The organism is Pseudoalteromonas sp. S2893, assembly GCF_005887105.1.
GTDB classification, from domain to species: Bacteria; Pseudomonadota; Gammaproteobacteria; order Enterobacterales; family Alteromonadaceae; genus Pseudoalteromonas; species Pseudoalteromonas atlantica.
Map to the genome: position 1 here is coordinate 1 of NZ_PNCY01000016.1, position 12,870 is coordinate 12,870.

Annotated in this window: 9 protein-coding genes; 8 read left to right on the forward strand and 1 reads right to left on the reverse strand. The window is 41.4% G+C overall.

From position 1 onward, the window contains the following. Positions 1 to 415: 415 nt before the first annotated feature. The 5 genes from CWC04_RS10070 (at position 416) to CWC04_RS10090 (ending at position 7,400) form a co-directional block, all read left to right on the forward strand. Positions 416 to 1,213: a VOC family protein gene (locus tag CWC04_RS10070; RefSeq protein ID WP_138685330.1), complete on the forward strand. Its 798-nt coding sequence runs from the start codon at positions 416 to 418 to the stop codon at positions 1,211 to 1,213. 118 nt (positions 1,214 to 1,331) lie between these two features. Continuing rightward, the gene (locus tag CWC04_RS10075; protein WP_029774302.1) at positions 1,332 to 1,697 is read left to right on the forward strand and encodes a hypothetical protein; all 366 of its coding nucleotides are present in this window, start codon (positions 1,332 to 1,334) and stop codon (positions 1,695 to 1,697) included. Then, on the forward strand, positions 1,694 to 4,027 hold the full coding sequence (locus CWC04_RS10080; RefSeq protein ID WP_138685331.1) for a fatty acid cis/trans isomerase: 2,334 nt from the start codon (positions 1,694 to 1,696) through the stop codon (positions 4,025 to 4,027). Before CWC04_RS10075 ends, CWC04_RS10080 begins: the two co-directional genes overlap by 4 nt. 158 nt (positions 4,028 to 4,185) lie before the next feature. After that, on the forward strand, positions 4,186 to 5,910 hold the full coding sequence (locus tag CWC04_RS10085) for a response regulator (protein WP_138685332.1): 1,725 nt from the start codon (positions 4,186 to 4,188) through the stop codon (positions 5,908 to 5,910). A gap of 77 nt (positions 5,911 to 5,987) precedes the next feature. Next, positions 5,988 to 7,400 (forward strand): ATP-binding cassette domain-containing protein, encoded by a 1,413-nt coding sequence (locus CWC04_RS10090; RefSeq protein ID WP_138685333.1) that lies wholly within the window; start codon positions 5,988 to 5,990, stop codon positions 7,398 to 7,400. A gap of 36 nt (positions 7,401 to 7,436) precedes the next feature. Here the strand turns inward: CWC04_RS10090 and CWC04_RS10095 are convergent, their stop codons facing one another. Further along, positions 7,437 to 8,315, reverse strand: coding sequence for a TraB/GumN family protein (locus CWC04_RS10095; RefSeq protein WP_138685334.1), 879 nt, complete (start codon positions 8,313 to 8,315; stop codon positions 7,437 to 7,439). Between the two features lie 702 nt (positions 8,316 to 9,017). Here CWC04_RS10095 and ilvG point away from each other — a divergent pair. The 3 genes from ilvG to ilvD all read left to right on the forward strand — a co-directional run bounded on the left by ilvG (position 9,018) and on the right by ilvD (position 12,868). Then, positions 9,018 to 10,667 (forward strand): acetolactate synthase 2 catalytic subunit, encoded by a 1,650-nt coding sequence (gene ilvG, locus CWC04_RS10100; RefSeq protein WP_004589294.1) that lies wholly within the window; start codon positions 9,018 to 9,020, stop codon positions 10,665 to 10,667. After that, on the forward strand, positions 10,664 to 10,906 hold the full coding sequence (gene ilvM, locus CWC04_RS10105; protein ID WP_004589295.1) for an acetolactate synthase 2 small subunit: 243 nt from the start codon (positions 10,664 to 10,666) through the stop codon (positions 10,904 to 10,906). The genes ilvG and ilvM overlap by 4 nt, the downstream gene beginning before the upstream one ends. Positions 10,907 to 11,011: 105 nt before the next feature. Beyond that, positions 11,012 to 12,868: a dihydroxy-acid dehydratase gene (ilvD, locus tag CWC04_RS10110; protein ID WP_024032149.1), complete on the forward strand. Its 1,857-nt coding sequence runs from the start codon at positions 11,012 to 11,014 to the stop codon at positions 12,866 to 12,868. Positions 12,869 to 12,870: the final 2 nt, after the last annotated feature.

Here is a 12,870-nt window from a genome sequence, read left to right on the forward strand (position 1 = left end):
ACTATCGTAGAGTAATAATTAACGTTTAAGTTAATTAATACTATAAAACCCGAGCTTAGCCTCGGGTTTTTTAATGCCTGAAATTTACGCCTTGTGAAGGTGGCGCTATTACCTTTAGGCGTAGGTGCAACGTAGCAACGTTCAATGAGTAATAATTAGTCTAGCTAATTAATACTAAAAAGAGGTCATTTCGGTGGCCTTTTTTATTGCCTGAAGAAAAGTGATTAGTTTTTAACTATCAGCTTTTAGCTGCTTGGCGTTAATGTAAAGAATGTTGTTTGGGTTGGCCTTACGAAGCCCAAGTAGAAGTGGTCACTGATGTATAAGGAGGTGCTTATTCAGTGAATAGCTATCGACACTTACAGGGTATTAGCCTAAGCTAAAAATGGCTTAAATTTACAACAGGAAATGGGCGATGAATAATAAAAATAACTATCCGCAAGGTATATTTTGCTGGGCTGAACTGTGTACTCATAATTGGCAAGACGGGAAAGCTTTTTATACCTCGTTGTTTGAGTGGGGAAATGATGATCAGCCCATTGGCGATGATGAGTATTACACTATGCTACAAAAACAAGGTGATGATATTGCTGCCATGTATCAAATGCCTAAAGAGCAAGTGGCCTCTACGCCTAGCTACTGGCTTACCTATATTGCCGTAGATGATGTTGATGCATGTGCAATTAAAGCGCAAGAAATCGGTGCGCAAATTATAGCTGGCCCTCACAATGTTATGGATGCAGGGCGTATGTTAACGCTTAAAGACCCAGCCGGAGCCACGGTGGCATTGTGGCAAGGTAAAGAGCATATAGGATGTAAGCGTCCTTGTGAGCTCAACACGCCTTATTGGCATGAAATGGCAACGCGCGATAGTGAAACAAGCCGTGATTTTTACTGTGAACTACTGGGGTGGAAAAGTGAAACAAAGCCTATGGAAGGTATGGATTACACCTTGTTTTTAGTTGCAGGTAAGCCCGTAGCAGGCATGCTACAAATGACTGATGAGTGGCCACAAGACGTACCTCCCCATTGGATGATTTACTTCGCCGTGGATAACTGCGATAGCTATGAAAAAAAAGCGGCGACTCTTGGAGGGCAAGTATGTGTACCTGCTACAGATATTCCTGAGGTAGGGCGTTTTAGTGTTATTTGCGACCCTCAAGGCGCTGTATTTTCTATTATTGAATCGGCAATGGATGATATTAAAGCTTAGTTATTAACAGCGCGTAGGGCTAAATTTTAGACCTTAGTGTGGTTATTTAGGCGCAGTAATTATGTGCTTTTTTGCTATAATGGCGGGTAATTACACCGTCAGTCAGCAAGAGAGCACAATGGAATTTGAACAAGATAGTAAATTAACCTTACCGTTATTTATTTTAAATGAATCGCTTAGTGAGCGAGATGTAGAAAAGCCCGATTTAGACATTTCATTTGCTCTTGATGATGAGCTACTGACGCAGATATGCCAAAACCCAGCACCTGATAGCAGTATCGCTATTAGTTTAAAAGAGTATGAGCTTGCGCCGCATAGCAGCGAATTTAATGCGTTATTAAACCAAGAGCACGATGCACAAATAACGCTGACCCACGGCCCACTGTTAAGTGTGGTGTTAAATACCCACGACAACCAGACTTTTGTCTCTCCACAAATGGATATGATGCCAACCTTCGACCTGGGTGATGAGGATGAAGAATGAAAAAAATTCTGATCAGCACATTCGTCCTTATTATCCTCAGCGGGTGTGCTTATTTAGGCAATGCTCACTACAACGACTTATTTGGTGATGAACAAACGCAGCAGCGTATAGTGCCGCATGATACAGGTGCTGGTGCCGAGTTTTTGCAAGAAGTAAAACCTGTGCTAGATACACGCTGTGTAGTATGCCATGGCTGTTATGATGCGCCTTGTCAGCTAAAGCTTTCTTCCCCTGAAGGGATAGATAGAGGGCTAAGCAAAGAGCTTGTTTATGATGGTACACGGCTATTAGCCACTACACCAAGCCGGTTATTATTTGATGCAACCAGCACTGAGCAATGGCGTAAAAAGGGCTTTACTCCGGTACTTAACGAACGTGACCAAAACCCAGAAGCAAACCTTGCCGGTGGGGTGTTATTTAATTCATTAGTGCTTAAGCAAAGTGCACCCTTACCAGAGAATGAAATTCTTGATGACGAATTTGACTTTTCACTTAGCCGCTCTCAAACGTGCGCCACTATGGGAGAATTCGATCGTTTAGCTGCAGAGCAGCCTCATGGCGGTATGCCTTACGGTTTACCGGGCGTGTCTAGCCAGGAATTTTATCATTTACAAAAGTGGCTTAAAGACGGTGGAAAAATGGCGCATATTAAACCGCCCACCAAAGCCGAGCTAACTAACGTTAAAAACTGGGAAGCGTTTTTAAATCAAGACAGCTTAAAATACCAATTAGCCGCACGTTATATTTACGAGCATTGGTTTTTAGCCCATATTTATTTTGGTTCTGATAAACCACAGAGCTTTTTTAAACTGGTTCGTTCAAGTACGCCGCCAGGCGAAGAAATTAAGCTAATTAATACGCGCCGACCATACGATGACCCTAAAGTAAGCCGTGTGTATTACCGTTTACTACAAGACCGCTCAACTGTTTTATCAAAAACACATTTACCGCTAAAGCTTGATGATGCAAAGCTTGCACGTATTTATGAGCAATTTATAGCTCCCGATTATACGGTTACTAAAATGCCAAGTTATAAGAGCGAGGCGGCATCTAATCCTTTTAAAACGTTTGAAGTAATTCCTATTAATTCTAAGTATCAATTTATGCTTGATGAAGCTGAGCTAATTATTATGGGCTTTATTAAGGGCCCTGTATGCCGCGGCCAAATTGCACTTAATGTGATTAACGATCATTTTTGGGTTGCCTTTGCAGACCCTGAAAAAGTCGCGACTCCAGCAGTTGAAGACATGTTACTTCAGCACGAAGAAGCCCTTGAATTACCTGCAGCAGAAGAAAGCAATGCATTGCCTATCTCTAGCTGGGTTAAATACTCAGTGCGTGAGAAAAAATACTTACAAGCCAAAGTTAAGCTGGCTAACGAGATGTTTAAAAACGGAGAGCATTTAACCACCGACCTATTGTGGAAAGGTGAAGGCCATAACAAAAATGCAGCGCTTACAATATTTCGCCATTTTGATAGTGCCACGGTAGTGAAAGGCTTTATTGGTCAAGAGCCTAAAACTATGTGGGTATTAGATTATGCGCTATTTGAGCGTATTCATTACTTACTTGTTGCAGGCTTTGATGTATACGGAAATATCGGCCACCAATTAGTGACCCGCCTATACATGGACTTTTTACGTTTAGAGGGTGAGCAAAACTTTTTGGCTTTATTACCTGAAACGAAGCGCCATCAAATTAAAAAAAGCTGGTATAGAAAGTCTCCACCAAGCTTATCTAAGTTTTTTAAAAACAACCGAGAGTTTAGCCAACCTAGCGGTATTGAATATAAAACGGATGATCCACAACACGAGCTGTATGGGTTAGTTAAGCAAACTTTAGCGCCAGTACTGAGTGAGCACTACGACTACACAAAAGTACCGTCGCCATTAAATGCACTAAACAATATGCCAGCTAAGGCTATAAATTTATTACCGCAGTTATCGTATATTTTGGTTAAGCAAGACGATGCTTCACATAAAGCTTATACGCTTATTCATCACAACGCGCATTACAATATTTCCAGCTTATTAAATGAAGATGGGCAGCGCGCTTATGATGAAGATACCGCCACCCTAGTGCCAGGCTTTATTGGCGATTACCCTGCGGCTATTTGGTATTTAAATGATCAAAATGAAGTGGGTGAGTTTGCACAGCTATTACCTATGATGCAAATTGAAGCAGATTATGCTGCATTAAAATTAAAATTTGGTATTCGTCGCTCACATCCAGAGTTTTGGAAATACAGCGACCTAATGCACCAAGTAGCTAAAGAGTATCGCGGCGTTGAATTTGGTATGTTTGATTACAACCGATTAGAAAATCGCTAACTGGTAATTACAAAAGTGTCGCAAGTATTGCCCTTTTTGCGTCACACTTAATACATTTAGCCCAGTCATGTTACTGGGCTTTTTATTTATATAATTACTAAAGCTGATGTTGAGTTTTCTATATATAGGCTACACTTAAAATAAAAAAGCGGCCTTGTATGTTTAAAATTATTGCCAATGTAAGACAGCGTTACCGATGGGCGCTTATTGCTATTGCTCTGTTAATAAGTGGCTCAGCATTGTTGCTGCAGTATGGCTTTTCTGTACAAAAGTACGATGCCAAAATTATTAATATGGCAGGTAAGCAGCGCATGCTCTCGCAAAAAATTGCTTGGCATAGCAATGCACTTCTTTCATCACGAATCGATGTTGCTACCCATACCAATTCCCTCGAACACTCTCTCGCACAATTTAAAACAGCTCATGAGATATTACTTACCAAGCAAGGTAGTAGTTACCGTTATTTAACGCCAGAATTAGTAAAGTTATACTTTGCTGAGCCAGCTAATCTAGATAGCGAAGTGAATGAATTTATTGCCCAAGCTAGTTGGCTGCTGTACCAAAAAGGCGAGGTAGACACACAGGTGCTCAACGTAGCACATGTAGAAAACCTGCTAGCTAAGCTTGACCGCGCGGTTACTTTATTTGAGCAACACGCAGTAAAAAAAGTTAACCGCGTGTCTAATTTAGAATTGCTGTGCTGGTTAGTCGCCATGGTGTTATTGCTCGTTGAGCTAAGATTTGTGTTTATGCCGATGGAAAAAGAGGTGGAACGCACCTTAACAGCACTTCAAAAACAAAAGGACTTTGTAGCGCAAATGAGCCAAAACAAAGAGCACTTTATTGCCAGAGCAAGCCACGAATTTAGAACACCGTTACAGGGATTAATTACGTCGATTGATGAGCTATCCATCAATGCCGAGCAGCAAAATATTAAAACGCAAGCAAGCTACTGCGCCCTTAGACTTCTATCTATGCTTGATGAGCTACAAGACCTACAAGCACTAAGCACAGGAAAGTGGGCGCCAATTCTTAAAAACGAAAACCTTTTAGAATCCATAAACAAAGTGGTGTTGGCGTATGAGTATGCAGCGCAGCAAAAAGGGCTAACATTAATCACTCATTTTGATGAGTCTCTTAATTGTTTTTGTAAGTTAGATCATCAGCGCTTACAGCATGTATTAACCGAGCTAATTAGCAATGCAATAAAGTTTACCGACAAGGGCGAGGTTGAAGTTGCTGCAAACATGCAAAACTCGCAATTACAATTAACCGTTAATGATAGTGGGTGTGGTTTTTCTAGCGAAATAACAGAACTAGAGTTTGACTCATTTAAACAAACTAACCACTTTCAAGGCCTAAGAACGGGATTAACACGGGCGCAGTATGTTGTTAAAGCGCTGCATGGTTCGCTTTCATTTAAAAACAACGCAGCGAGTGGCGCTCATGTTACGCTTAACTTGCCGATTGAGATTACTAACCAGCAAACAGAAAGAGAAGTCGAAAAAAAGCTTTTTTGCCTTGTGGTTGAAGACAACGAATTAAACACCTTGTTACTCACACGTATTTTGGCAACGTTAGGTGTGGACTATGAATGCGTTGTAAATGGCCTAGAAGCCTGCGAAAAGGTATGTAAGGCTGACTATGATGTGGTGTTTATGGATTTAAATATGCCGGTCATGGATGGCTTTGAAGCGACTAAAAAAATACGCAAAGAGCTAAATAAAACCATGCCCATAATCGTTGTTACAGCAAATACCTCAGCCGAAGACATGGACTTAATTTATGAATATGGCGCGAGTGAGCATATTCATAAACCCATAAGTAAACAAGCAGTGGCTGATGCATTGGTAAATGTATGCATAGCTAATGAAATAAATTAATACGCAATTAAATACGCTTGCTAAAGCAATTTACTATACGTTAAGTTGTTTATTTAGCTTATGGTGAAGGCAGTATTGTGCAAAGTATTGTATTTGAACAATTTAGTGGTTATTTAAAAGGGCAAGGTAAAAGCCGTTACACAATTAATGACTTAAGTTGGCAAGTGAATGCTGGTGAGCACTGGCTATTATTAGGCGCTAATGGCGCAGGTAAATCGGCATTGAGCGCCGCATTGACGGGTGAAGCTAAGCAGCAAAGTGGTACTTTTAAAAGTACCTTTAATAGCACGCAGCTTGTGTCATCTGATGTGCAAAAGCAGTTAATCAAAAACGAAATTGAGCATGAACATCACAGCTTAGTAAAGGATTTTATTTTCCCTCAAAATAGTAGCTACAACCATAAGCTACGTACAAAACTAATAGATGCCTTTAATTACAGCGCCCTTTTAGAGAGGCATTTTAGAGATCTTTCTACCGGCGAAACCCGTAAACTTCTACTTATAAATGCGCTAAGTAGTCATGCTGATTTAGTGGTACTAGATGAGCCATATGATGGCTTAGATAAACATTCGTGTGAGGTGCTAAACACTTTATTAGAAACGCTTAGCTCAACAATTAACTTTGTGTTTGTGTTAAATAGGCTTGATGAAATCCCGCCGTTTATTACTCATTACGCTTATGTAAATCAGGGGCAGTTGCAGCATGTACTTAATAATCCAAACGCAGAGCAGCGTGCTGACTTGCTTAAACTACTGCATTTAACCCATACCGCTTTAGAAATACCTCAACCGGATGACTCCCAAGGCCGTGCAGAGTATACCGCCGATACATTGGTTAAGCTTAGTAATACAAAGGTTAGCTACGCTGGGGTTGATGTATTTAAAAATCTCAATTGGCAAATTAATAAACATCAACATTGGCAATTGAGTGGTAAAAATGGCTCAGGTAAAACCTGCTTATTAAATTTAATAACTGGCGATAACCCTCAATGCTACAGCAATGATATTCAGGTATTTGGTTTTAAGCGCGGAAGTGGTGAAAGTATTTGGGATATAAAACAGCATATTGGCTATATATCAAATGCACTGCATATGGATTATCGAGTAAGTATATCGGCATTGAATACGGTTATTTCTGGGTTTTACGACAGCATTGGTTTATATCAAAAGCCAACAGAGTCACAGGTAAATACAGCTAAGCAATGGTTAGCGCTGATTGGGTTAGGCGATAAACAAAATAGCTCATTTACGCAACTTTCATACGGCGATCAGCGCATGCTATTAATAGTGCGTGCTATGGTAAAACACCCCACGTTACTTATTTTAGATGAACCTTGTTTGGGGCTTGATGAAGCAAATAGACAGCGAGTACTAATATTAATCGAGAAAATTTGTGCCGCAAATACCAGCACCGTTATTTATGTAAATCACCATGCGGCAGACAAAATTAAAGGGATTGAGCATTACTTAAAAATAGAAGATTTTAATTAAAGGCTGGGCTATTTAGGCCCAACCTTTAACGCCACGTTATAGGCGAGTAATGGTAAAGCCTGCATCAGTTAACTGTTTAATTAAACCATGCTGCTCTGGTAAGTGCAGCGCGCCTACAGCAATAAATAGCTTTTCGTTAGTTAAGCGAGGCACTAATTGCTCCACCCATTTATTATTACGATTAACTAGCATAACTTGCTCGCTTATTTCACCGTAGTTACTCTCGTCAAAACTCATGTTGTAGTATTCAGTCAGCGTATCCATATCACCATTTTTCCAGGCGTTTACTAACTTAATAAAATAAGTATTAATATCGGCAAGCTGTTCAAACGTTTCTTCAATCATTTCATTATTGAGCAAAGCCATGCCATCAAACATTTGCAGTTGCTGCTCTAGCGTTTCTAACTCTCCAATCGTGATATTTTGCTTTTTAGCGTAAGCAAGTACTTGCTTGTCTATGCCTGTTTGGTCAGAAAACCCTGCATTTTGAAATTCAATTTGCATCATGGTTACCATTACAGCCCAAGGTTTGAGGCCATTAAACATAGCTATATCAATCGATTTTTTAGCAAAGTAATCTTTAAGCTTATTGTAGTTTTGTTTTGAGAGTTCTGTTTGTAATGTTTTGCCATCTTTAAGCATCATAAAGGGCATTGAACGCTGCTGCATTTGCAAAGGCGTGAGTTTACTAATATCTACTTCAACAACAACTTGCTCGCTTTGATCTATAGCCTTAGTTACTTTTTCTGGTAAGCCTTTCATGCTGGCATCGCCTACGTGAACCGTGCCAAACAAGTAAGAGCTAGTACCGTTTTTTTCTACTTTAAATAATGCCGGCGCTGCGACACTATTAAAACTAGTTGCTATAAAAAGTGCCAATATAAAAAGCTGACTAATTCGAGTGAGGGCTTGCATGGTTTGTCCTTAAATCTAATTGAGTTGCCTAAATACTAGCTTAAATTAAAGCGTTTTAATAAACCTATTTGGTTATATTAAACACTTTTAAATGCGCTTATGAATTTAGTTGCACTAGGGCACCTTGTTTAAATTGGGTGAATGTAATTGAGTGGTGCGTAATAGGGCTCGCGGAGTAAACCTACCTAATTAGCAAAGTTTTAAGTTATTTACCGTGCTGCGCTGTTATTTGTACTACAATGTATCAAAAATTAATCAAGCCCTATATGGCTATTATGTGGCTAGTGAATTTACTTGATGCAAATTAAGGTATAAATTTTTCATTTAAGCCTTTTGTTGTGAATTTAAAATCCGTTTAAAGTCGCTTTTTTCTCTTTTGTTGAATTAAGTTTGGTGTTGACTTACTCGCCTCAGCGCGGTACAAATACATATACAGAGCGAAGAGTATTACTTCGTAACAAATGAACACATTTTGGTATTAATTACATGCTTACAAATGCACTTAACCTAGTCCTGATTATTATCGTGGTGATTATTCCCGCGAGGGCTTCGTAGTGCTATAAACTTAAGCATTAAAAAGCCCTCCGCACCTAACCGTTCGGAGGGCTTTTTAGTTTTAAGCACAAAGTTTTAAAGATTTTAGCTATAAGTTTTTTAAGTAAGTAGGTAATTGGGTTGTCACTGAGGAATGAGGATTAATTAATGACAGGCGCAGAACTAACAATCGATTTATTAGCCAAGCACGGCGTAAATGAAGTATTTGGCTACCCTGGCGGAGCTATTATGCCCATTTACGATGCGCTCTATGGCGCGCCTGTAAAGCATTACCTTACTCGCCATGAGCAAGGTGCTGGTTTTGCCGCAGTGGGTTATGCTCGCAGCACAGGCAAATTAGGCGTTTGTTTTGCTACCTCAGGCCCAGGCGCTACTAACTTAATAACAGCTCTTGCCGATGCAATGATGGACTCAGTGCCATTATTAGCAATTACAGGCCAAGTACCGACTGCCGCTATTGGCTCAGATGCATTTCAAGAAGTCGATGTACTAGGTATGTCACTGTCGTGTACTAAACATAGCTACATGGTAGAGCGCCCAGAAGACTTAGCTGAAATATTACAAGAAGCCATGCACTTAGCTCAAAGTGGTCGCCCAGGCCCAGTGCTTGTAGATATTCCAAAAGATATTCAAATGGCGCAAGTGCCTTTTAAACCTTGGTTAGCTGCTGATGAATATTTACCACAGCTTGATTTAAACCAAGTGGCCATTGCAAACCAGTTATTAACTGAAGCAAAGCAGCCAGTAGCGTATGTAGGTGGTGGCGTACAAGCCGCCGATGCGCAAAATGAGTTAATGCAGTTTTTAAATAAAACACAAATGCCAGCGGTATCAACATTAAAAGCGCTAGGCAGTGTATTACCTGATTACGAGCACTACTTAGGAATGTTAGGCATGCACGGCACACAAGCGGCTAACATAGCAGTACAAGAGTGTGATGTACTTGTATGTATAGGCGCGCGCTTTGATGACCGCGTAACGGGCAACTTAGCCAAATTTGCAGCTAAAGCAAAAGTCATTCACTTAGACATTGACGCGGCCGAAGTAGGTAAACGCAAACCTGCTAAAGCGTCATTAATTGCTGATCTAAAAACCTCATTACCCGCACTTGAGTGTGTTGTAACACCTAAAGCATGGTGCGATACAAATAAGCTCATGAGCGAAAAACACGCATGGCGTTACGACTACCCAGGCGAAAAAGTATTTGCCCCGTATTTATTGAACCAGTTAAGCCAGCGTATGCCAAAAACAGGCGTGGTGTGCTGCGATGTAGGCCAGCACCAAATGTGGGTGGCGCAACATATGAAATTTAACCACCCAAGTAATCACTTAAGTAGTGGTGGCGCAGGCACTATGGGCTTTGGTTTACCAGCGGCTATTGGCGCACAGGTAGCACGCCCAGACGATTTTGTAATAACGGTGTCGGGGGATGGCTCAATCATGATGAACATTCAAGAGCTTGCCACTATACGTCGTAACAATTTACCAGTAAAAATACTAATATTAGATAACCAACGCTTAGGTATGGTTCGTCAATGGCAGGAACTGTTTTTTGAAGGGCGTTACTCTGAAACCAATCTTTCAGATAACCCTGACTTTGTTCAGTTAGCGGCGGTATTTGGTATTCCTGGGCAAACTATTACTAAAGCCAACGAAGTAGACGATGCAATCACTGCACTGGTAAACAGCGAAGGGCCGTATATTTTACATGCCTGTATAGATGATAAAGAAAACGTATGGCCGCTTGTACCACCAGGGGCTGCAAATGACGAAATGATTACGGAGAAAGCACAATGAAACACAGCTTAACTATTGCATTGAAAAACCAAAGTATTGCGGTGGAGCGCTTTTTACGTGTTGTGCGTCACCGTGGTTTTGACCTTACGCATTTTCAGCTTAATACCGATGAAGCTCAATATACGATAGCAATGACGGTCGATAGCGATAAGCCTATTCATCTATTAACCAGCCAGCTAAATAAGTTGGTAGACGTGAAAGAAATCAGCTTAGAGAATTTACAGCAACAAGCAGTGTAACTGCTAACGAAACACATTTACGCGTTACTGAATATAACCTTCAGTAACTCAACAATTTTTAGAATGAGGAATGCCCGCTTACACAGCGGCAAAACAGAGGTAACTATGGCTAAATTAAGAAGTGCAACAACAACTGAAGGACGTAAACGCGCAGGCGCACGTGCATTATGGCGCGCAACAGGCATGACCGACACCGACTTTGGTAAACCTATTATTGCTGTAGTTAACTCGTTTACGCAATTTGTACCAGGGCATGTACACCTTAATCAGCTTAGTGAGCTAATGGCTGAAACAATCACGCAAGCGGGCGGCGTACCAAAAGAATTTAACACCATCGCAATTGATGACGGCATCGCAATGGGCCACGGTGGTATGCTTTACTCACTCCCTTCTCGCGACTTAATTGCAGACTCTGTTGAGTACATGGTTAACGGCCACTGCGCTGATGCGATGATCTGTATTTCTAACTGCGACAAAATCACCCCAGGGATGATGCTTGCAGCGCTACGTTTAAATATACCGGTTATTTTTGTATCGGGCGGGCCAATGGAAGCGGGTAAAACCAAACTTGCTAACATCGATATTAAACTAGATCTAGTTGATGCCATGGTAAAAGGCGCTGATGAAACAGTAAGTGATGCAGATTCAGAGCAAGTAGAGCGCTCTGCGTGTCCTACCTGTGGCTCGTGTTCGGGTATGTTTACTGCCAACTCAATGAACTGTTTATTAGAGGCTATTGGCCTTGCACTACCGGGTAACGGAACAACGCTTGCAACTCATAAAGATCGTAAGCAACTGTATGTAGAAGCCGGCGCTCGCATTGTTGACTTGTGCCGCGAGTACTACCAAAAAGACAACCACGACGTGTTACCGCGTGCAATTGCAAACAAAACAGCCTTTATGAACTCTATGGTGGTTGATATTGCCATGGGTGGTTCATCTAATACCGTATTGCATTTATTAGCAGCAGCACAAGAAGCCGGTGTAGATTTTGATATGTCGCACATTGACGAGCTTTCTCGTAAAACCCCATTTTTATGTAAGGTGGCCCCAGCTACACCTGAGTACCACATAGAAGATGTGCATCGCGCTGGTGGCATGATGGCAATTGTACGTGAGCTAGGTAAAGCAGGTTTAGTTGATTTATCGGTAAACCACGTAGCGGGTATGACGATGGGTGAGCTTGTTAAAAAGTGGGATGCGACTGATCCTACAAACGAAGCTGCACAAAAGTTTTACCGTGCAGGCCCTGCCGGTATTCGTACTACAAAAGCAATGAGCCAAGAGTGCCGTTGGGATGAAGGCGATAACGACCGAGAGCATGGTTGTATCCGTAGTGTTGAGCATGCCTTTAGACAAGATGGTGGCTTAGCTGTGCTTTCAGGTAACTTAGCGGTTGATGGCTGTATTGTTAAAAGTGCAGGCGTAGTGGACGAAATGCTGCATTTTGAAGGCACCGCCGTGGTGTACGAGTCACAAGATGATTCAGTAGAAGGCATTTTAAACGACGAAGTAAAAGCCGGTGATGTTGTGGTTATTCGCTACGAAGGCCCTAAAGGCGGCCCAGGTATGCAAGAAATGCTTTACCCAACGAGCTACTTAAAATCAAAAGGCCTTGCTGAAAAATGTGCCTTGATCACCGATGGTCGTTTCTCGGGCGGCACCTCTGGTTTATCAATCGGCCACGTATCGCCAGAGGCGGCAAGTGGCGGTGCTATTGCGTATGTTGAAAATGGCGACAAAATTATCATTGATATCGCAACACGTGAAATCACCCTCGCATTAAGTGATGAAGAGCTAGAAGCACGTAAACAAAAGCAATTAGCGCGTGGTAAGCAAGCGTATAAGCCGCTTGATCGTGACCGCTATGTATCGTCGGCATTAAAAGCGTATGCATTACTTGCAACCAGTGCCGATAAAGGCGCAGTACGTGATTTAGCCAAATTGGAGGAGCTTAGCTAATT